The 19,668-nt window shown below is 65.7% G+C and carries 18 protein-coding genes; 4 read left to right on the forward strand and 14 right to left on the reverse strand.

Going from position 1 to position 19,668, the window contains the following annotated elements:
* The first annotated feature begins 25 nt into the window (after positions 1 to 25).
* On the forward strand, positions 26 to 2,677 hold the full coding sequence (locus tag HX812_RS01625) for an excinuclease ABC subunit UvrA (protein ID WP_028690950.1): 2,652 nt from the start codon (positions 26 to 28) through the stop codon (positions 2,675 to 2,677).
* An 80-nt stretch (positions 2,678 to 2,757) separates the two neighbouring features.
* On the opposite strand, the gene mobH is transcribed toward HX812_RS01625, so the two are convergent.
* Positions 2,758 to 4,602: a MobH family relaxase gene (gene mobH / locus HX812_RS01630; RefSeq protein ID WP_028690951.1), complete on the reverse strand. Its 1,845-nt coding sequence runs from the start codon at positions 4,600 to 4,602 to the stop codon at positions 2,758 to 2,760.
* A 319-nt stretch (positions 4,603 to 4,921) separates the two neighbouring features.
* Here mobH and HX812_RS01635 point away from each other — a divergent pair, with 319 nt between their 5' ends.
* From HX812_RS01635 to HX812_RS01645, 3 genes are all read left to right on the forward strand, one after another.
* Positions 4,922 to 5,548, forward strand: a complete 627-nt coding sequence (locus tag HX812_RS01635; RefSeq protein WP_023657212.1) for a hypothetical protein — start codon at positions 4,922 to 4,924, stop codon at positions 5,546 to 5,548.
* 12 nt (positions 5,549 to 5,560) lie between these two features.
* Complete coding sequence (locus HX812_RS01640) at positions 5,561 to 6,193, forward strand: RES family NAD+ phosphorylase (RefSeq protein ID WP_028690952.1); 633 nt, start codon at positions 5,561 to 5,563, stop codon at positions 6,191 to 6,193.
* An 84-nt stretch (positions 6,194 to 6,277) separates the two neighbouring features.
* Complete coding sequence (locus HX812_RS01645; RefSeq protein ID WP_028690953.1) at positions 6,278 to 6,643, forward strand: DUF3742 family protein; 366 nt, start codon at positions 6,278 to 6,280, stop codon at positions 6,641 to 6,643.
* Between the two features lie 11 nt (positions 6,644 to 6,654).
* Here HX812_RS01645 and HX812_RS01650 read toward each other — a convergent pair whose 3' ends face one another.
* The 13 genes from HX812_RS01650 to HX812_RS01710 form a co-directional block, all read right to left on the reverse strand.
* The gene (locus HX812_RS01650; protein WP_028698647.1) at positions 6,655 to 8,175 is read right to left on the reverse strand and encodes a conjugal transfer protein TraG N-terminal domain-containing protein; all 1,521 of its coding nucleotides are present in this window, start codon (positions 8,173 to 8,175) and stop codon (positions 6,655 to 6,657) included.
* 15 nt (positions 8,176 to 8,190) lie between these two features.
* Positions 8,191 to 8,547, reverse strand: a complete 357-nt coding sequence (locus HX812_RS01655; protein WP_017516006.1) for a hypothetical protein — start codon at positions 8,545 to 8,547, stop codon at positions 8,191 to 8,193.
* On the reverse strand, positions 8,544 to 9,938 hold the full coding sequence (locus HX812_RS01660) for an integrating conjugative element protein (RefSeq protein WP_023103896.1): 1,395 nt from the start codon (positions 9,936 to 9,938) through the stop codon (positions 8,544 to 8,546). The genes HX812_RS01655 and HX812_RS01660 overlap by 4 nt, the downstream gene beginning before the upstream one ends.
* A gap of 9 nt (positions 9,939 to 9,947) precedes the next feature.
* Entirely contained in the window at positions 9,948 to 10,895 is a 948-nt protein-coding gene (locus HX812_RS01665) for a TIGR03756 family integrating conjugative element protein (RefSeq protein WP_023103897.1), read from the reverse strand.
* Positions 10,892 to 11,338 (reverse strand): TIGR03757 family integrating conjugative element protein, encoded by a 447-nt coding sequence (locus HX812_RS01670; RefSeq protein WP_017514119.1) that lies wholly within the window; start codon positions 11,336 to 11,338, stop codon positions 10,892 to 10,894. The genes HX812_RS01665 and HX812_RS01670 overlap by 4 nt, the downstream gene beginning before the upstream one ends.
* A gap of 161 nt (positions 11,339 to 11,499) precedes the next feature.
* Positions 11,500 to 11,994, reverse strand: a complete 495-nt coding sequence (gene radC / locus HX812_RS01675) for a DNA repair protein RadC (RefSeq protein WP_023103898.1) — start codon at positions 11,992 to 11,994, stop codon at positions 11,500 to 11,502.
* A 178-nt stretch (positions 11,995 to 12,172) separates the two neighbouring features.
* Positions 12,173 to 12,937 carry a DsbA family protein gene (locus HX812_RS01680; protein ID WP_028690954.1) on the reverse strand — a complete coding sequence of 255 codons (765 nt, stop codon included), beginning with the start codon at positions 12,935 to 12,937 and terminating at the stop codon, positions 12,173 to 12,175.
* Between the two features lie 13 nt (positions 12,938 to 12,950).
* Positions 12,951 to 15,818 carry a conjugative transfer ATPase gene (locus HX812_RS01685; protein WP_023103900.1) on the reverse strand — a complete coding sequence of 956 codons (2,868 nt, stop codon included), beginning with the start codon at positions 15,816 to 15,818 and terminating at the stop codon, positions 12,951 to 12,953.
* Positions 15,818 to 16,258, reverse strand: a complete 441-nt coding sequence (locus HX812_RS01690) for a TIGR03751 family conjugal transfer lipoprotein (protein ID WP_023103901.1) — start codon at positions 16,256 to 16,258, stop codon at positions 15,818 to 15,820. The genes HX812_RS01685 and HX812_RS01690 overlap by 1 nt, the downstream gene beginning before the upstream one ends.
* Positions 16,239 to 17,669: a TIGR03752 family integrating conjugative element protein gene (locus HX812_RS01695; RefSeq protein ID WP_017515583.1), complete on the reverse strand. Its 1,431-nt coding sequence runs from the start codon at positions 17,667 to 17,669 to the stop codon at positions 16,239 to 16,241. The genes HX812_RS01690 and HX812_RS01695 overlap by 20 nt, the downstream gene beginning before the upstream one ends.
* Positions 17,659 to 18,585 carry a TIGR03749 family integrating conjugative element protein gene (locus tag HX812_RS01700; RefSeq protein ID WP_023103903.1) on the reverse strand — a complete coding sequence of 309 codons (927 nt, stop codon included), beginning with the start codon at positions 18,583 to 18,585 and terminating at the stop codon, positions 17,659 to 17,661. The genes HX812_RS01695 and HX812_RS01700 overlap by 11 nt, the downstream gene beginning before the upstream one ends.
* Positions 18,582 to 19,271 carry a PFL_4703 family integrating conjugative element protein gene (locus HX812_RS01705; RefSeq protein ID WP_023835765.1) on the reverse strand — a complete coding sequence of 230 codons (690 nt, stop codon included), beginning with the start codon at positions 19,269 to 19,271 and terminating at the stop codon, positions 18,582 to 18,584. The genes HX812_RS01700 and HX812_RS01705 overlap by 4 nt, the downstream gene beginning before the upstream one ends.
* Positions 19,268 to 19,666, reverse strand: a complete 399-nt coding sequence (locus HX812_RS01710) for a TIGR03750 family conjugal transfer protein (RefSeq protein ID WP_023103905.1) — start codon at positions 19,664 to 19,666, stop codon at positions 19,268 to 19,270. Before HX812_RS01710 ends, HX812_RS01705 begins: the two co-directional genes overlap by 4 nt.
* Between the last annotated feature and the right edge of the window lie 2 nt (positions 19,667 to 19,668).

A 19,668-nucleotide genomic window follows, 5' to 3' on the forward strand; every position in this document is an offset into this window, starting at 1 on the left:
GCGGGACGAACTACAGGATAAGAACATGCCAAACAATTCTTTCGGTGAATCCTCTTGTACCGCTGCGGCCAGCGGCCTCGTGCAGGTGCGCGGGGCGCGCGAGAACAACCTCAAAGAGGTGGACGTTTCCATCCCGCGTAACGCGCTCGTGGTGTTCTCGGGAGTCTCCGGCTCCGGGAAGTCCTCGCTGGCCTTCGGCACCATCTATGCCGAGGCTCAGCGACGTTACTTCGAGTCGGTGGCCCCCTATGCGCGGCGATTGATCGACCAGGCCGGCGTGCCCGACGTCGATGCGATCGACGGCCTCCCGCCGGCGGTGGCGCTGCAGCAGCAGCGTGGCTCCAGCAACGCGCGTTCCTCCGTGGGCAGTGTGACCACCCTGTCCAGCCTGGTGCGGATGATGTATTCGCGCGCCGGCGCCTACCCAGCCAACCAGCCGATGCTGTACGCCGAGGATTTTTCGCCCAACACGCCGCAGGGAGCGTGCCCGACCTGCCACGGCCTGGGCCATGTGTACGAGGTGACCGAGGCCATCATGGTGCCCGATCCCTCCCTGAGCATCCGCGAGCGGGCGATCGCCTCCTGGCCCCCCGCCTGGCAAGGCCAGAACCTGCGCGACATCCTGGTCAGCATGGGCTACGACGTTGACCGACCGTGGAAGGACCTGCCGAAGAAGGATCGCGACTGGATTCTGTTCACCGAGGAAACACCGACGGTGCCGGTGTACGCCGGCTTCACGCCCGCCGAGACCCGCGCCGCGCTCAAGCGCAAGATGGAGCCGAGCTACATGGGCACCTTCACCGGTGCTCGCCGGTATGTGCTGCACACCTTTGCCAACACCCAGAGCGCGCTGATGAGAAAGCGCGTGTCCCGGTTCATGGAGGGCAAGCCGTGCCCCACCTGCCACGGCAAGCGGCTCAAGCCCGAGGCGTTGTCGGTCACCTTCGCCGGCGTGGACATCGGCGCGTTCATGCAGATGCCGCTGGACCAGTTGGCGGCCTTGCTCGAACCCATTGCCCAGGGTGATTTCCGCGCCCATGCAGCGGGGGCGGCTACGGACAAGGAAGCGACCCGGCGCGACCGTGCCCAACGCGCGGCCTCCGGTCGTGCCGTACACGCGGTATCGCCCGACGTGCGCCGCACCTCCGCGCTGTCGGAAGAAAAGCGCCTCGCCGCGCAGCGCCTGGCCGGTGGCGTGATGGCACGCCTGCGCCAACTGCGCGGGCTGGGCTTGGGCTACCTGACGCTGGACCGGGCCACGCCGACGCTTTCGGCTGGCGAGTTGCAACGCCTGCGGCTGGCTACGCAATTGAGTTCCCTGCTGTTCGGCGTCGTGTACGTGCTCGACGAGCCCTCGGCGGGGCTGCACCCCTCCGACAGCCAGGCCCTGTACGACGCACTCGATCGGCTGCGCGACGCAGGCAACTCGGTGTTCGTGGTGGAGCACGACCTGGAACTGATGCGCCGCGCGCAATGGCTAGTGGATGTCGGGCCGGATGCCGGGGAGCGTGGCGGCCGCGTGCTCTACAGTGGCGAGCCGGATGGCCTGCGCAAGATTGCCGAATCGCGCACCGCCCGTTACCTGTTCGACGAGATCCCCGCGCCGGGGAGCCGGGCACGCGAAGCGATCGGCTGGCTGGAGCTGCAGGGCGTCCACCGCCACAACCTGCATGGCGTGGACGCACGCATTCCGCTGGGCGTGCTGACGGCCGTCACCGGCATCTCCGGCTCGGGCAAGTCCAGCCTCGTCGCGCAGGCCCTGCCGGAGCTGGTGCTGCTGCACCTGGGCCACGAGCCGGAAGACGATGTAGCCGAAAGCGCCACCAGCGAAGGGCCGGCAGTGATCGAAGCGACCGGCGGCCATCTGGCGGGCGACGTGGACGCCGTACAGCGTCTGGTGCAGGTGGACCAGAAACCGATCGGGCGCACGCCGCGGTCGAACCTAGCCACCTACACGGGCCTGTTCGACCATGTGCGCAAGCTGTTCGCTGCCACGCCCGATGCGCGACGCCGCCGCTACGATGCCGGACGGTTCTCGTTCAACGTCGCCAAGGGGCGCTGCGAGACCTGCGAGGGCGAGGGCTTCGTCAGCGTGGAACTGCTGTTCATGCCCAGCGTGTACGCGCCGTGCCCGACGTGCCATGGCGCACGCTACAACGAGGCCACGCTGAAGGTGCAATGGAACGGGCGCAACATCGCCGAGGTGCTGCAGATGACCGTGGACGAAGCCAGCGAATTCTTCGCGGGTGAAGACGCTGTGGCAAGGCCACTGCAACTGCTGCGCGATATCGGACTGGGCTACCTGCGCCTGGGGCAACCGGCCACCGAGCTTTCCGGTGGCGAGGCGCAGCGTATCAAGCTGGCGACCGAGCTTCAGCGCAGCCAGCGCGGCCGAAGCCTGTACGTGCTCGACGAGCCGACTACCGGGCTGCATGCGTCGGACGCCGACCGGCTGCTGGTGCAGTTGCAGCGCCTGGTCGATGCCGGCAATACCGTAGTGATGATCGAACACGATATGCGCGCGGTGGCCCAGGCCGATTGGGTGATCGACGTGGGGCCTGGTGCAGGCGCTGCCGGCGGCAGCATCGTGGTGGCGGGCTCCCCTCAGCAGGTGGCCCGAACGTCTGGCAGCAGAACCGCTCCGTTCCTTGCACAGGAGTTGGCGCGGGCCGAGTAGCTCAGTTCGCCAAATGTTGCCAGTTTTCGCGGGGCATTGATCGTCGCCACACGACGGTGGCGATCAATGCCCGAATCGCGTCATCCTTCCTGAGTCAGAGCAAGATAGGGATTGTTGGGCGGTATTTCGGCGAGTGCCAAGGACCCATCTTCGAGGAGGTAGCCATGCAGTCGGCGGGACTTCCTCGGGCCCGTGACTTCACAGGTCCAAATGTTCAGGCCATTGGGCTGCTTTCGATGTAGCTGCAGCTTCTCGAAGCGCTTCTGCACCCACTGCCAATCCTGTTGACTCTCCTGCTTGGCGAGTGCGGCCACTTCGGGATGCTCCTGCGCATAGCGTTGGAACACACCCGGGCTGACCAGGTAGGCCGTGTCATTCACCGTATGCACGAGTGCCTTCGCGTCGTTGATGATGAGCCGTCGTGAGGCGATTCCCTGCTTCAGCCAAACCATGAACTGTTCCCCGGATGGCTTCGTTGCCGATGACCCAGGCGTAGGCGCGGGTGCAGGTGCAGGCGATGGAATGGACGTCGCGGCTGTTGCTGGCGCGGGGGTGTGGAGGAACTCCTCGGCATCCTGGCCAACGCCGGCCGACTCACCCAAGCCCACCATCGCGAGCAAATCCTCCATGACGTCGGGCACGGGCTGGGCTGCGGGCGGTGAAACGATGGTGGTGCTGTCGCCCTCCCAAATCGGAGGCTCTTGACCTCCCTGCGCTGGGTTCACCGAGACGGTAGGCGCGGGAGCCGACATGCTGGCGTCGTTTTCCGCGGGCGTCGCGTCGATCTCTACCGTGCCCGCGAAAGGTGCTGGTCGCTCGCCAGACTCCCAGATCAGCGCGGGAGCGAGACGCAACAGGGTGAACGAATGGGACCAGCCGGTCGTGCTGGTCACGGTCGCGCGCCAGACCGCCTTGCCGTCCGGTGTGGGCTGCAGCATGCCGTGGTCCTGCAGCACATTGAACACGGCGGTGTTGTTCGCAGGAATGCCATCGATCCCCTGAGACAGGAGGTGTGCGCGCAGTTTGTCCGAAACCGTCTTGCTCACCAGCCACAAACCATCCTCGGTGAGCCAGCCATCGGAGGCTTCCGGCTGGTTCAGCTTCAACTGTTCCTTGAGCAGGTAGCGCAACCCGTCCAGCAGCTTGCGTTGCAGTGCGTGCTTGGGCGCGGCCATGGCGCGCGCCGGATCGCCGCCCAGCTCCTGGGCCACCGACGCCCGGTCTGCTTGCACGACGAGTTCCCCCAGTACACCGGCATGTTCGTACTGACCGGCCAGCACATAGAGCAGCGGTGCCCAGAGAGCCGGATAGTCGCTGAGCCAGTCCAGGACGTGGCGGTCGAGCAGTTGGCGATAGAGCAAGCCTGTTGCGGCGCTGTGCAGGCGGTATTCGCGGTCGTCACGGTAGCGAAATCGGTACGCCTGGTGCAGCGGGCCATGCCACGGATGCCAAGTACTGCCGTCGGCCAGTTCGACGTGTAGATCGACGGCGATCTTGCCAATATCGTGGAGCAGCGCAGCATAGGCAACGGCGGCGGTCCAGGCTTCGGACTGGGCCGCCTGGTCTTCGGGACTGGCACCGATGGGCAGCAGATGGGACTGCCGCAGTTTCAGGCTGTAGGCGACGATCTCCAGGCCGTGGTCGAGCATGCCGCCCGGGTAGGCATGGTGATGCGCCTCGGAGGCCGGGAAGGCCTGGACCAGTTCGGCATAGCGTTCCAGGGGCGTGCGATACAGGGTGGCGAATTGCCTACGCGAGAGCGAGGTACGCTGCCAGATGTGCTCCAGCAGCTTCTGCCGGCGTGGGGTGGCCAGCAGCGATGCGGCCGACTCAGGACGCAGCAGCCCTTTCGGGAGGGCGGTGACGGGTGGTGGCGTCGGTGCGGCAGCGACCGGGGGCCGTTTTCGCTGGAACAGGGAAAGCATGTGGGTGTCCTGATGACGGGCCGACCGGGAGGCCTTTTGGCCTTTTCGAGGTAGGGCCTTTCCCCTTGCACCCCATTCCCTTGCCATTTCGGCCCTTTGGCCTTTAACCGTTTCGGTATAGCGAGGCCTGGGTTGCGGCTCCAGCGTCAATGTGGAACCCGCTCGAATGCATTGGACGGCGACCCGGCGCTGGCCTCTGCCTATGCTGTGGGAACGCTGCTTCCGCCAGGTAGGTTGTTCTCACTCAGGCGACTAAGTTGACAGACGCGACAAAGGCGACTAGAGTGAATCCTGTCCCAAACCTACTCGGGAGATGACCATGCCCACTGCCATTGAATTCATTGCCGACCGTCTGCCGCGCGTCACGGTGGAAGATGTACGCCGCTTCGCGGATACCGTCGAAATCCGGGATGCCACGGCTTTCGCGGCCGAGTTGCAGGCGTTCGTCCACGAGCGTGTGGAAGCGGTGACACTGCCCGCCAACTTGGAGGGGGAGACCGTTGGGCAGGCCCTTGCACGCAAGGCGGCCGCGCTGCGCGCCGACACGCGCTGGGCACCGAATGAAACCGACGTCCAGCGAGGCCGCGCCGTGCTGCTGGAAACCTTCAACCAGCCGCACAACCTGCCGCCCGCGGAGTTCGCCAAGCTGGCGGACAAGTCGCGCCAGCAGATCTACAAGGACATCCTCGCGCGTCGGCTGCTGGCGCTGAACGTGGGGCCGCGCGGTCAGAAGCTGCCCGACTGGCAGCTCGACCCGGTGAAACAGCAGTTGACCCAAACCGTGCTTCAGGAGGTCGAGGGTATCGATCACTGGACGATCTACCGCGCACTGTCCGAACCGCTCGAAGGCTTGGGTGGGCGCTCGCCGGTGGATGCGGTGACGCATGGCACGATCGATGACGTGGCCGAGGCCGTGTTCAACGTGCTGGGCGTCCAGGTGCATTGAAGCGAGATCGCCATGAGCCACGAGCTGCCTTCGTTCCTGATCGATGCCGGTGAACTGCTCCAGCATGTGAGCCGCGTCGTCTATCGGGGCAGCCCGCTGTACTATGGTCGCAGCAGCACGAATCGCTACGATGACCCGGCGGGGGCCTACGGCGTGCTCTACCTGGGGCGCGACCTGCCCACGGCGCTGATGGAGTCGGTGTTTCACAAGCACCAGTGGCTTGAAGACACGAAGCGCTCCATCGCCCTGAAGGAGGTCCACGCCCGGATGGTCCGCGCCGTGGGCGTGCTGGACGACGTGCTCCTGGCCGACCTCACGGCGCCGGGCGTCATGGCGGGCTACTTCGGCCTGAATCTGGAGCAGTTGGCGAGCCGCGACTACACGCACACGCAGCAGGTGTCCGCTCAGGTGCATGCGATGGTCGGCGACGACGGCCAGCCGCTGTTCGACGGGGTGCTCTATCCGTCGCGCAACAACTATCCCGCCGCGAGCATCGCCCTGTTCGAGCGTGCGGGAACGAAGGTCAGCGTTGTCGAGGACATCGACCTGGTTGACCATGTGGACTGGCCGCGTTTCGTTGCCACCTACCGCATCGGCGTGGAGCCCGACCCCGGCCCGGTGGAACCGGATGACGAAGCGTCCTGAAGCAGCAAGAAAACACATTGAAGCCCGAAACGGAATGAAGTGGAGCAAACAGGAATAGGCATTCCTCAGTAGCAGGAGACGACCATGAACACGACGACCCGCACCAGTACCGCAGAACGCCTCGGCCGTACCTTTGGCCGCGGATGGCGCGTCTATGCGCGTGGCGAACGGCGGGTATCGAATTGGTTGGTGGCCAAAGGGGTGCCTTCGGTTGGTGCCACAGTGCTGCTGTGGGTGGTCAAGCTGGCTGTGCTGGGCGCGCTGCTCTACGCCGCCTTCTGGTTCGCACTCGTGTTGCTGGGAGTCGTGGTGGCGGGATGGGCGGCGGCTGCCAATACATCGGAAGAAGACGAGTGGCCGTTCACCGACCTCACCGAACTGCGCAAGACACCCGGCTACGATCCCAATCTGTACAACGATACGTCGCACGAGTTGTACACCGACGACTGATCGGCACCGCGCTACTTCAGCTTACCTCCGGTAAGGGCCCCAGCGCCCTTACCGCCTGCTTGGCCGGCGCTCTTGCTGCCATCTGAAAGCCCCTGGATGACGTGCCCGGCCCGAATCCCAACCCAGGTAAGGCTCGCAAGCCAAAAGCCCGGCAAGACCAGGAACATCGTGCCCATGACGAACATCAGGAGCAGGTCGCCAAAGGCATTGTTCAACCCCACCAGCGGATCGAAGTTAGTGTGTGGCCGGTTCCAGCCGAAGCCCCACCCATAGAGCGCATCGAGGATGGTGCTGTCGATCCAGCGTGCGAGTTGGAACCAGAAATCGGTGAAGAACAGCGCGAATTGCACGACGCTGACGGTGACGACCGTCTTCAGGTCATAGGTTCCGACGACCAGTACGAGCGGGATGCAGATGACCAGTGCCATCTTGAGCAAGGCAAGCACCATGGGCAGCGCCTGGCGCACCACGTCCATGGCGGGAAATGCGGCAAGTGCCCCGACCGCCATTCCTACATCCCCCGTGGCCCGCGTCACGATGTTCGGCAGGGTCTTGTCGATCTGGCCGCCGTAGTCGGTATAGACCGAACCCTGGTTGAGCTTCTGCTGTCGCGGTGACGCGATGGTACGGACCACCGAATCGTCCACCTCGGTACGGCTCAGGAACCCGGCCCAGCCCGCCAAGCGATTCAACAGGCTGGGGTCCACCTGGCCCAGCAGCCGTGCCCGCAGGCCGTTGCTGCCATCGGCCCACCACTGCCTGCAGGTCGGGTAGCCGCCGCCACTGGCCACCTGCGCAAGCCCTGCGTCGCGGGTGTCGTCATAGGGCCATGACTCGCGCGCCGTGCTGGAACGGTAGCTGTCGTAGTAGCCGCCGGTATCCGTGAAAAACCTCGAACCGATCCAGGTCACGTCGTTCATTTGAGCGTCGTCCAGCTCCGGCCGCGCCATGAACAATTTAGCGCGTGCAGGTCCGTAGCAGTCGTGTGTGAAATCGGCCACTTCCTGAGCCAGAACCGGGTCATTGATGCGGGTAGCGTCGATCTCCATGCGCATCTGTCGCAGGTCTGTCCCGCACGGGATTGCCGCCACCGAGGCGCTGGTGACGGCGCGCGAGAGCGCGTGCATGAAGGCCCACCAGACCGGCACCTTGGCACTCTGGTTGTTGATGGTGCTGAAGGACTGGGACCAGCCGGTATCCGTGGGCTGCGGCACGTTGACCTGGCACTGGGCCGAGCGCGAGCTGTCGTACTGAATTGTGTTGAGGTCCACGTCGATGAAGGGGATGCCGGCGAACATCACCACCACGATGGCGACGAACACCCGGTTCTCGATGCGTGCGGCCGAGAGCACGCCCTTGTTGCCTTCGTCGGCACCTTCCGCACGGGCCTTAAGCCATTCCTGCACGATGATCGCCACGAAGGGCAGTGCGAATACCCCGCTGGATACCAGTACCGCCCAGATGCCGTTGTTGACGATCCAGGACACCAAGGTCAGGTAGTACTCCAGGTAGTCGGTTGTGAAAAGCGTCATGGCTCGGACCTCCCCTCAGCCCTGCATCAACAGGCTGGCTTCAAGCGCCACGATGGCAACGACGCCGGCGATCTCGCTGCGTACCAGGCGGCGCCGCGCTTGCGCGTCGTCCTCACGCGCAAGCAGCCGGCGACGCATCCAGACCCAGCCGTAGGCCGTCGCGCCATACAGGCACAGCCGCCAGACCAGGAAGTAGCCCGCTGCTGCCGCCAGCCAACGCTCCCAGCCCGCGACACTTCCGACGAGGTAGATGCCAACGATGTTGGCACCCACGGCGACGGCCGCGAGTACCATCGTCCACAGCAGCGCCTTCGCTGCGCGCCGGTTGAACAGCCAGCGCGGGCGCAGCCAGGCCGCACGCATCAGGCTCATGGCCGGCCTCCCGGATTGCCCTTCTGCAACTGATCGAGGCGGTCAGGCACCGGATCGCCTTCGTAGATGCCACGCGAGCCCGCCGCGCGCGTGCCGTGGCGCTGGATGATCGCCATGGGCGAGTTGTTCGCCAGCTCCCGGCGCAGCTCCAGCTCGGTCTTGAGGTTGCGAATCTCGCGATCGAGCGTGTCGCTCTCGTGGTTCACCGCCTCCACGGCGAGCTGGTTGGCCGCCACGTTGGGCTCCTTCTTGCCGGTCAGCAGCGTGCGTTGCAGCAGTAGCGCCTTCTCCAGCACCGACGCCAGCGCAACCTCGGACGCCAGGCGCTGCGACAGCAGGTGCTGGTCCGGTTCGTCGCGCAGTGCCTCGACCACGCCGCGCGTGATGGGCAGCGACGCGCTGCCGGCCTCCCGCAGGTTTTCGGGCGTCGTGTTCTTCGCCTTGGAGACCAGGTCCTGGAGCGCCTGCAGCTTGGCGTCGTACTCCTCCTGGATCAGGGGCGTCAGCCCGACGCCGGGCACCGTCTCCGTCTTGGTGCAGGCGTCGCAGGTGCGCTGCTCCTTCTCGCCGAGCACCCGTGTTGCCCACTCGATGGCCGCCTGCGGCGTGGTCCAGGTTTGGCACGACAGGCTCGTGCAACTGGCCGGAGCGATTGCCGACGTGTCGGTCACCCCGCGGCCATTGACCAGGTTGTAGCCCGCGCGGGTGACGTCACCGACCACCTTGATCGCGGGCTGACCGGAGCCGCCGGCATTGCTTCCCCCGACCCAGGGCACGCCATCGTTGCCACGGCGCGTCTCGGCCTGCTCGATGGCCGAGACGGCATCCGTGCTCGAAACAGCGTCACGCAGCGCCAACCCCTCTGCCATCTGGCTCCAGCCGAGTTGGCCGCCAGCCGTTTCGGCCATCTTTTCGGCCATGGCGCGGCACGTCAGCTTCGAGCGGTCGAAATCCAGCCGCGCTTGCAGAACGCCGTTGGTGAGCAGGTTGTAGAGGCCTGGATCTGCACGCTGGATGATCAACGCCGGCAGGGACGCCACAGCACTCGTAGCACTCTGGATCACCGAGGACATGATCTGCTGAAAGCCATTGGTGACACCGTTGAGTTGATTCTTCAACGTGGTCTGGATGCTCATGTCGCCGCAGATCAGATTGCTGTTCCAGCCGACACCCACGCCGAGCGAGCGCATGCCGGCTGCGCGGCCCATCGAAACGGCGCTGCCGCCGCCGATGGAGTACATGACGTCATCGCCGATGACGTTGCCGCTGGTCTGGTAGCCCAGTTGGCCCCAGGCCACGCCGCTTGCCAGAACCAACGCGCCGGTAAGCGCCAAACAGATCCTCTTGCCACGAGCCGGTGGGGAGAACTGCATAGAGTCGGAACGCTTCATCGCGGCACCTCAAAGGAAATCAACGCTGCCAAGGAACACCTGTCCACGGCGTTCGCAGCAGGCATACGGCCGCCACAGCGCCCAGGCGTAGTCGCCTTGCTGGGCCTGAGTCAGGAAGCCGGTGCGTGGGAAAACCGTGCAGGACGAGGACAGGACGGGCGTGAGTTCCTGCCACTTGCCAGTCGAGGCATCACCCTCCATCAGCGCGCTGGCGGGCCAGTAGCCATCGCGGGCATTGGCAAGCAGCGGCTGGTACACGTGCAACTGCCCGCGGCGCGTGACGACATCGCCCGCACGCTGGGCCACCACGGCTCCCGATTTGTGGTCGTCGGTCTGGTGCAGGAAGCCGCCGCGGGGATACACGTTGCCCCAAAGGTTCATCGTGGTGCGTGCGCCGACCTCGCGCATGCCGGGAATCAATGCCTCCGGGTAGGCCATCTCGGGCACGTTGTAGCGCCAGGCAAGCGTGTCCAAGGTGCTGAGCAGATACGGCATGAATGCCGTTCCCGCGCCCTCGCAGAAGTAGCCCGAGGACGAAACAAACTGGTTGAACACCTCGACGCCGGGATGGCCGATCACGTCGGCGTTCTTGAATTTCGCGAGATTGTTTTCGTGATCCTCGTTCGTCGTTCCATCGCCGCCCGCTTGGGCGGACGGGTTGGCCGTACTCATCGCCCGGACTTCGACCCACGGGTTCTCGCCCGTGTTGCTGTAGCTGGAGACGACCGCATCGGGGATGTAGTGGCGCACCTTGACAGAGGTGCGCACCGTGCAGCCTCCCCAGGTGCAGTAGAGCCAGTAGCAGATACCCACCACCCGGTACTCCAAGCAATCGGGCGAGGCCACCGAGGCAACGATGGCGGTGGTGTTCAAGGCGTAGCTACCCGTGGCGCTGAGCAGCAGCAAGGAAGCCACGCCAGCCCGCATGCGGCGCATAAGGTCGAATGGCCTCGTCATGGCTGGGTCCTCCGACGCTGCTCGATGCGCGCGACAGCGCGGGCCACATCCGGCTCGCCATAGACCACGTAGCGCTGATCCACCACGACAGCCGGGATGCTGGTGATGCCCAGGCTCCATGCGTCGGTGACGCCCTGGTATGCGGAAGCGATGCGGCGCTGTAGGTCGGCGCCGCCTTGGTTCAGCCGACGCTTGACGGTGGCCGCCGCCTGTTCGGGGGCGGCGGGCAGTTCCGCAGAAAGCTCCGCTTCAATCCGGCGGGCTTCGTCCAGCTCGATCAGCCGCTCGCCGCCCATGGTCTTGACCGGGTGGTGGCTGTCGGTGACGACCAGTACGTCGGCTGCGAAGGTGACGGGGCTGAACACGGCCAGGGACGCCGGCAGCGCCACGACGAGACCAAGGGTTCGCCAGCCCGACGCGAACGTGGAAAAGGATGCCGGCATGTCGCGTGCCCCGAAAGTTGATCAGGGCCATAGTCAAACGCGAACCCGATGCCACCCCAACAAACAATGCGCATCGCGGGCTGCCCGCATACCTGCTTGTCCCGGGCCATAAAAAAACGGAGGCCGAAGCCTCCGCGAGGATCAATGAAGCAATGCGACCGTTACAGCAGGCCTGACTCCGCAAAGGAGAACGGGGAACCTTGGCCTACGATGATGTGATCCAGTACCCGTACATCGATGAGCGCCAGCGCGGCCTGCAGTTGCTGGGTCAGCACACGATCCGCGCTCGACGGCTCGGAGATGCCCGAGGGGTGCTGGTGCGCGAAGATCACCGCGGCGGCGTTCAACTCCAGCACACGCTGTACGACGACACGTGGATAAACAGAAGTCGAGTTGATCGTGCCCCTGAACAATGGCTCGTAGGCCAGCACCTGGTGCATGCTATCCAGGAACACAGCGGCGAATATCTCGTTGGGTTCAGCGACCAGTTTCACGCGCAGATAGTCCCGCACGGCGGCCGGCTGGCTGAGGCATGGTCCAGCTTTGAAGATCCGTTTTTCCAGCAGCACGATGGCCTGCTGGATGATCCAGTCTTCGTGCTGGGCAGCTACGGCGGAAAGCGACTCCACACAGGAGTCATTGATGGCGAAAGACATGGCGAACCTCCAGACGGTGAGATCGGAGGGCGCGCGCCCCCGAGGGCAAGCCCTCCTGGGGATGAGAATGAAAAGATGCATCCATCACCGCGATTGCGGTGACCGTTCGCGGCCAGGATGCAAGGCGAACGAGTCGCGGTCAGCGCAGAGGACTGCGCCGTAGCCTTGAAGACCGGGGCTACCTGGGCATGTCGCCGACGACGTCGGCAGGCATTTCGGATGTGGGTGTGCTGGTCGGACCCTCAGCCGCCAGCATGTCCATGGCTGACAGCAAGGCATCGCCCTCGATCGGCCCCTGCAGCAGGATGGCCTGGCCCGTTTGGCGATCGAGCAGGCGCAGCGACGGCGTGGCGGTTACGCCGCTCTTGGTGGCTTCCGCAGCCTGGGCGCGGATAGCCGCACTGGGCCTTTCGCTTGCCATGCACTGCTCGCTGGCTGGCGTCGATTCGGGGTACCGCAAGCCATCGGGCAAGCCCTGGCCGCCGCTGCGCGTGTGGGCATAGACCCATTCGATCGCCTGCCAGAACGCGACATGCCCACCTGCTTCGGCAGCGCATTCCACTAGGCGTGCCTCGGCTGACGCGGCCGGCTCGTGCTCGGCCAGCGGCTGGTGGTGCCATTGCAGCGCCACGTCGGTGTTGTTGCCGATCCACCGCTTGAGCTGCGGGAAATACTCCCGGCAGAACGGGCACTCCAGGTCGGCATAGAGCGTCAGCGTGAAACGGCCTTTGGGGTTGCCCATTAGCCAGGGCGGCCCGGCCACCGGTGCCATGCTGACCGGCGTGGGCGGCTGCGGCGGGGATTCGCCGGGCGACCTTGACACAAGCCAGATCAGCAGCAGCGCGACCAGCACAGCAGCCAATGCCCAGGGCCAGCGGGGCCGCCCGTTGCGGCGGCGGAACGCCTGGACCTGCATCGGAATGGAAGGACGTTTCTGTTCCATGGCGTTCTCCGTCTTACGACAGTTCCAAGGCCGGCGACTCGATGCCGCGCGCCTGGTCGATCTTCTCGGCCACCTTGAAGGCCGCTTCCAGTTCGGTGCAGCCGTAGTGCTGCATGAGCTGGTAGCGCTCGGCCTTCTCTTCGGGTTCGGTCTGCGCCAACGCCAAGTACAGGCTGGGCGGCACGGCGCGGAACAGCACTTCCATGCTCTTGGAAAGGATGACGCCCTCGGTGAACTTGCCCGCTTCTTTGCGCGCCGAGAGCATCAGCGCTTTCTGCGCGGGCGAGAGTTCGCGGAAGCGTGCAATCTTCTCGACCTCATCGGGCGGCATCGACAGGCAGATCCACCACTCAATCATGTTGAGCATGGGCTCCGCGGCACGCGGCAGATCGTCGATATTTTGTGTAGCCAGCCAGAACCAGGCCCCTAGCTTGCGCCACATTTTTGTAATTTTTACAACGTAGGGCGCAAGCAGCGGGTTCTTCGTGATGATGTGGCCTTCGTCGGTCACATTGATGATCGGACGGCCCAGGTACTGGTCGCGCTCGGCGATGTTGTTCACCGTGCTGATCAGGCTGATGTAGGCGATGGAGAGCTGCGCGTTGTAGCCCTCCCGGGCATAGGTCGCGAGATCCACCAGCGTGATGTCGGCCTCGGGCCACGGCGTGCCATCGCGATCGAACATCTCGCCGTCCGTGCCTTGGCAGAACATGTCCATCGCGTCCGCCATCTCCAGCAGCCGCACGCGCCGCATCTCGGGCAGCGTCGGGTCCTGGCCGCGCGTGCGCAGCGCGTTGCGCACGTCGCGCGTGAGCACCGTGCGTTTCTCGGCCACGCAGTGCTCGGCGGCATCGAGGATGCACTGGCGGATCAGCGAGCGATCGGCCCGCGTCATCCGGGCTTCTTCCTTGTCCTCGCCGCCTGTGATCATCAGCCGTGCCGTGATCTCCAGTTCACCCAGCACGTCGCGCTGCTCGTCCTCCTCCATGACCGAGGAATCGGCTGGCAATTCTTCATCCAGTGCATCGGCATCAAGCGTCTGCACGTTGCTGGGCGTTTCGATCAGCCGGCGAGCGTCGGCGAACGGCGCCAGGCTGATGCCCGAGCCAGGAGCCAGCTTGACCCGGTTCACGGTCAGACCCAGGCGCTTTGCGAAGTCGCTGAACAAGCCAAAGCTGTTGCCGGCTTCCACGATGAACAGCCGCGGCCGGTAGATGGCCGTGACCTGGTTCAAGAGGTTGTTGAGCGTTGCGCTCTTGCCCGAGCCGGTGGGGCCGAACAGGAACAGATGGGCGTTCATCTGCCTGTCCAAGCGGTTCAGTGGATCAAACGTGATCGGCCCGCCGCCGCGGTTGAAGAACGTGTTGCCCGGATGACCCGTACCCTGGCTGCGACCCCACGCCGGCGAGAGATTCGCCACATGCTGGGCGAACATCAGTTGGGTGAACCAGTTCCGTCGATCTTGCGCAGGGTTGTAGCAGCACGGTAGCCAGCGCAGGTAGCTGTTGAGCGGCGCGACTTCATCGTCCTCGCGCACAGGCTGCAACCCCGCGTTGAGCATCACGTTGGCGAGGTCCAGACCGCGCCTGTCAAGTTCGGCTTCATCGCGTCCGCGCAGATAGAAGGCCAGCGTGCCGCGGTAGAGCTTGTGCGCGCTGCCGATGAGCGAGCGTGCCTCCTGCACATCCTTGAGCGTTTGTTCCGATGCCAGTGTTTCGCCGACAGCCTTCTTCGCCAGGTGATTCAGGTGCGATTCGAGGATGTCCTGGGGCGTCGCCACCATGGTCAGACACATCGTGGTGTCTTCGGGCATCTGATCGAAAAGCGTGTTGATAGCGTCCCCCTTGCGGGTTTCGCCGGTCAGGTGCCCCGTACCGGGCGGCATGCGTAGCCGGTCGGTGACCAGTACGCGATGCGGCATACCGTCAAAGTACCAGGTGCCGTGCTCGGCATCGGAGCGAGGCTGACCGAAGAACAGCCGTTGACTGAAGTCCCGACCACTCGCCAGCTCAATCTCACCTTCCTCCACCTCGTCGGGATAGCGGGCCAGCGCATAGAAGCGCTCTCGCTCCTCAGCGCCGGGCCCGAGCATCGTGGGGCGTGGGTTGAACCAACGCAGCAGCCAGTCGTGAACATCGGCCGCGACCATGCGCCGGGCCTGGATGCCGGCGTTCGCCAAGCCGCCGCAGAGGCGATCGCAGACGATGTTCAGCATTTGCTCGGGTGTCTGGCCGCGGCGGTTCGCCTGCCCGGCGGCCCGGCGATAGACCACCATGCGCACGCGCCGCGTCTGGCCGCGCCAGCGCAACCGCGTGACCACCGTATCCTCGAACAGTCCGCCGGGCTTGGCCACCGCGCGCAGGTGGTGGCCAAAGAAGCGGAGGTAGAACTCGGTGAAGGCCGTGCTGCGGGCGCGCGGCTGCACGTAGTCGCGTAGCGTCTGCATGTACTGGTCGAAGCTGGGCTCGTCCTGTGCATAGAGCTGGAGCACCCACGGGTTCTCATCCAGCTCATCGAACGAGTCCTGGAGCGCGTTTTCGAGCGCATCGCGGGCATGAGCGAGCCAGCCCGGTTCCCGACCTTCGGTGCCTAGCGGGACCAGTTCGTAGAAGGCCGCGACCGATTGCCCGTCCTCCAGCAGCATGGACTTCGACGGCGGCAGGAACTCCACCCACGGCAGCAGCTCCGCGAATGACTGCGCAACGTCGTACATCGCCTGCTCGTCCGCCACGGTCGCCGGCCTGCGGCCCTGGACCGTCGCTCCGGGTTCGGCAATGCCGGCCTGGCGCAACGCCTCGACGTGGCGCTGCCAGCCGTCCGGCTGCTCGTCATTGCCACCATCGGATGCAGCCAGCTTCGGCCAGGGGAGTTTCCAGCGCATCAGTAGTCCTCCACGCGCTCGCCCGGCATGGCGTACTGCACACGCTGGTACAGGGGAAAGACCGTCGTGTAGCCCGGAACCGGCACGGGATCGGTGCCCGCCAGGTGCGGGTACACATACATGACAAGATCGGGGTTCGGCAGGCGGTGGAACTGGCGATAGACCTCGTTGCGCGCCGTGCGCGTGTAGCGCATCTGCTCGGTGGGCGCGGCCTCCACGTCGGCCTCGGTCAGCGTCCGGCGCAGGCTCTGGCGTGCATCGAGCAATTGCCTGCGCGCCACCTGGCCGGCGCCACCACCCCCGTCACCGGCGTTCTGCTGCCAGATGTCCATCATCGTGCTGTCGCCGTGGGGGAGCAGCTTTTCCTTGCTGGTGGCACAGCCGCCGAGCACCGCGACGGCGAGGGCCAGCGCCAGGGCCTTATTCAAGTTCGAGAGCATGGCTTTCTCCTGCGCGGTGATCGACCTTGCGGCCTTCGGGATCGAAGTCGATGGCGAGCGGCTTTTCGAGGTGGACGGCGACCTTCGCGCCGGGCTGGACATAGACAGCGGCGAACGCCTGGCCGTACAGCTTGTTCACCCAGTCGGCCATGTCGCGCACGCCACCGGCCAGGATGCGGCCCACGGCTTCATTGCCCGAGATACCGACGCTGCCGATGGAGCCGTCGGCGCCGACGTAGGACATCTGGCCGCTGTCGCTGTCGATCAGCGAGGCGACGCCGGCACCGGCGGCGGTAATCAGGGCTTGCGAGCCAAGGTACTGCTGGGCGTTGCTGCGCCGCTCCCCGCTGACGCAGGGAATGCCGTATGGGTCGCTGATCCAGCCCAGGCCTCCACTTTGAGAGTTCTGCTGCTGGTTGTTTTGCTGGTTGCCGTCGCGGTCTTCGGGGATGGTGCGGATCGTGCCGTCGTGGAAGACGAAGGTGATGCTGCGTACCTGGCCGCGCACGCACGAGAGCGTCCAGTCGCCCGATGCGGTGCCGCTGAACACGGCACCGGCCACGTCGGGAATGTCGATGCCATTGGCGGTCAGGTTGTCCGATCCGACCAACACCTTGAAGGGGTACGGATCGTTGACGGTTCCGTCGATCGGCACGCGGCCGATCAGCGCCGTCATCGCCACCGACCCCATCAGCGTCGAATTGGTCGGTACGGTATAGACCGCCTTGGCGCTCTTCACGCCTGCGGCGCGTGCGCCCGCGTTCGCCACGGTTTCCGCCGTGGTTTCCAACGTGCTCTGCGCGGGGCCGAAGCTCGTCGGGAAGCTCATGCCGCTACCCGTGCCACGACTGCTGTTGCGCCCCTCGGCTTTCCTCGCATCGTCGGGTTCGACCCAGCGCACGCCGCCTTCCATGCCGGCCTCGTCGCCGTCACGCAGCCCCAGACCCACCGGCAGGTCGGCATGGCCGCCGCCACGTCCGCCGATACTGTCCAGGCGCCGTTGCAGGTCGGCCAGCAGCCCTTCGGTCTGCTGACGCGCGCTGGCTGCCTGCTCTTGGTCGCGACGCAGGTTGGTGCGCTCGGAGTCGAGGGCCGAATTGATGCGCTGGTCAATGGAGTTCTCGCGCTGGCGCAGTCGCTGGTTTTCTTCGCGCTGGGATTTGTTGTCCGAGAGCGCGGTCTGAAGCTCGGTGCGCAACTGCTTCACTTGGGCAACGAGCGTCGCCACGGTGTCGCGCGGGGTATCGCCCTCGATGCCCAGCGCCTTCATTTCCGCTGGCGTGAGCTTGGCGCCGGCATCCGCGGTCGGTGGTGCCGAAGTGCTGCCTCCCGAGAACAGCCGGATGGCGACGAACAGCACCAGCACGGCAACCGGGATCATCAGCCACTTCAGGAGTCCATTACTGCGCATGGCGGACCTCCTTGCGGTCGGTGCCATCCTGGGAACCGGCTTCCGGTTGCGGGAGATGCACGGCCGGGTCGAAGCGGTTGACCGCTGGTAGCAGCGATTGCGCAAGGCCACGCCCGCGCGTCACCAGGTACAGAACGGTCGTGTCCTCGGGCGTCCCGCGCGGGCCAAGCGCCTCGTGTTGGAAGGTGGCGGTGAGGAAATCGCCTTGCAGCACGCGCGGGTCCAGGGTGATCCAGCCGCTGCTGCTGTTGGTCAGGCGCACGGCGGTCACCCACTGGTCTTCCAGACGCCATGACGCGAGCGCGACCGCGCGCACGGGCAGCGTCGGCATCAGCGTGCCGAGGTCGAGGTCACGGCGCAGGTTCACCCGCATGACGCTCGGCAGCGGCTCCACGGTGCGTAGCGGCGCGTAGAGGTTCTGTGCGGCAAAGCGCGTCAGGACAACCGACACCGGGGTCTCGCGTCGCGCCGCTCGCGCGCCGGCCTGGTCCTGGGCGCGCGCCGGAGCTTCGTTGTCATCGCCGGGCTGATCGCCATAGCGCGCCGGGGTGCTGTTGCCCTCGACGATGCGCACTGGTTCCAGCTCGGCTTCGCCGTCCTTGGCTGGCTCCGCCGCAATGTCCAGCAGGATCAGCGCGCCCGTGTCGGCGTCCTGCAATTGCAGCCGCGTGGGCTCGATCGGCTCGCTGGCGCGCAGGTACACCGCGCCGCCCGCGCTCTGCACCCGTAGGCGCTCGCCGACGCCCGCAGGTACGCCCACGCGGACGTTGCGGTCGATGAACACGATGCGCTCGTGGCCGACCTTCAGCGGCACCGCCAACGGCATACGTTCCCAGCGCAGGATCTCCACTGCCTGGACAGCAGGAGCGGCGGCCACGGCCAACAGCCCCAGCAGCGTGAGTACAGGATGCTTCATGGGGTTTCTCCTTGGGGCGCTTGCGGAGACAGGCCGCCAGACGCCGGGCGCGTTGGCTCCGGCGTGCTGATGCGCTGGGGCGCGCCCTCATAGCAGTCGAGCGCCAGGCCGAACGGGTTGCGGGCAGGATCGACGTCCACCCGCGTGACCTTCACTGGATAGCGCACCAGAGCGCGCTTGACTTGCTCGGCGCCGTAGTACTCGTCGGCGGTGATGTCCAGCGTCACCACCCAGTCGCGGTCGGAGACCACGCGCACGCGCGCCGTAGGGTCGTCGCCGTAGCCGCGGCCGGGGATTTCATAAATCCCGCGCACGCGCTGGCGCAGCTCGCCCGTGCTGCGGCGGTAGTCGTAGTCCGCGCGAAGGAAGGCCTGGCAGGACGGGGTGAGATACGGCGAGAGCGTGTGGAGGTTGCGCGCGTAGTCCTCTTCGCCATTCGTCGGCCAGCGGTTGAGCGTCTGGAACACGTAGAACGTGAACGCATAGACCGATTCGGGCGGCACTTCCCACCACTTCCTGGTACTGCCGGAGCGCAGGTCAGGCGGAACGTGGATGGTCAGATCGCGCGGAGCGCTCCACCAGCCGCCGCCCATGACCAGGGCGACGATGACCAGGGCGCCAGCCCCCAGGCGAAGCGTCTTGATGTGCGCCTGCAGGTGGGTGATCTCGTTCTTGAAGCGGCTCATCGCGCGCTCCTTCGGGTGGTCCAGAAGCCGGAACGCGAGATCAGCACATGGCCGCCCACCCAACCCGCCATCAGTGGATGACGTGTCGCAATGCGCCATTGCAGTTGCCGATACAGCCAGGTGTCGGGACGCCCGCGTTTGAGGCGGCGAAGAATGCCGCCGCCGATGAACACGCCCAAGGCCACGCCCAGGACGACGAACGTGGGAGCTAGCGCGATCGTGCGGAACACCCACGACAGCGGCGCGCCGACCAGCAGGCCGGCGGCGCCGGACAAGCCGCAGCAGATCCACAGCTCGTCGGCGGTGAGGCCGCGCACGACAACGGGGTGGCGGTTGAGCCGGTGCGGAAGGAACGTCACGGTCCCGTCCGCACGGACGTGCTGCTGCTCAGACATAC

Origin of the sequence: Pseudomonas sp. IPO3749 (assembly GCF_013386605.1) — a bacterium.
In the GTDB taxonomy this organism is placed as follows: domain Bacteria; phylum Pseudomonadota; class Gammaproteobacteria; order Pseudomonadales; family Pseudomonadaceae; genus Aquipseudomonas; species Aquipseudomonas azotoformans_A.

Bases quoted from the DNA above. Each gene is read 5' to 3' on its own strand.
- HX812_RS01650 (WP_028698647.1), bottom strand. From the start codon at position 8,175: ATGACGCTTTTCACAACCGACTACCTGGAGTACTACCTGACCTTGGTG.
- HX812_RS01710 (WP_023103905.1), bottom strand. From the start codon at position 19,666: ATGTCTGAGCAGCAGCACGTCCGTGCGGACGGGACCGTGACGTTCCTT.
- mobH (WP_028690951.1), bottom strand. From the start codon at position 4,602: ATGCTTTCCCTGTTCCAGCGAAAACGGCCCCCGGTCGCTGCCGCACCG.
- HX812_RS01665 (WP_023103897.1), bottom strand. From the start codon at position 10,895: ATGACGAGGCCATTCGACCTTATGCGCCGCATGCGGGCTGGCGTGGCT.
- radC (WP_023103898.1), bottom strand. From the start codon at position 11,994: ATGTCTTTCGCCATCAATGACTCCTGTGTGGAGTCGCTTTCCGCCGTA.
- HX812_RS01700 (WP_023103903.1), bottom strand. From the start codon at position 18,585: ATGAAGCATCCTGTACTCACGCTGCTGGGGCTGTTGGCCGTGGCCGCC.
- HX812_RS01640 (WP_028690952.1), top strand. From the start codon at position 5,561: ATGAGCCACGAGCTGCCTTCGTTCCTGATCGATGCCGGTGAACTGCTC.
- HX812_RS01625 (WP_028690950.1), top strand. From the start codon at position 26: ATGCCAAACAATTCTTTCGGTGAATCCTCTTGTACCGCTGCGGCCAGC.
- HX812_RS01670 (WP_017514119.1), bottom strand. From the start codon at position 11,338: ATGCCGGCATCCTTTTCCACGTTCGCGTCGGGCTGGCGAACCCTTGGT.
- HX812_RS01635 (WP_023657212.1), top strand. From the start codon at position 4,922: ATGCCCACTGCCATTGAATTCATTGCCGACCGTCTGCCGCGCGTCACG.
- HX812_RS01680 (WP_028690954.1), bottom strand. From the start codon at position 12,937: ATGGAACAGAAACGTCCTTCCATTCCGATGCAGGTCCAGGCGTTCCGC.
- HX812_RS01660 (WP_023103896.1), bottom strand. From the start codon at position 9,938: ATGAAGCGTTCCGACTCTATGCAGTTCTCCCCACCGGCTCGTGGCAAG.
- HX812_RS01695 (WP_017515583.1), bottom strand. From the start codon at position 17,669: ATGCGCAGTAATGGACTCCTGAAGTGGCTGATGATCCCGGTTGCCGTG.
- HX812_RS01685 (WP_023103900.1), bottom strand. From the start codon at position 15,818: ATGCGCTGGAAACTCCCCTGGCCGAAGCTGGCTGCATCCGATGGTGGC.
- HX812_RS01705 (WP_023835765.1), bottom strand. From the start codon at position 19,271: ATGAGCCGCTTCAAGAACGAGATCACCCACCTGCAGGCGCACATCAAG.
- HX812_RS01655 (WP_017516006.1), bottom strand. From the start codon at position 8,547: ATGAGCCTGATGCGTGCGGCCTGGCTGCGCCCGCGCTGGCTGTTCAAC.
- HX812_RS01645 (WP_028690953.1), top strand. From the start codon at position 6,278: ATGAACACGACGACCCGCACCAGTACCGCAGAACGCCTCGGCCGTACC.
- HX812_RS01690 (WP_023103901.1), bottom strand. From the start codon at position 16,258: ATGCTCTCGAACTTGAATAAGGCCCTGGCGCTGGCCCTCGCCGTCGCG.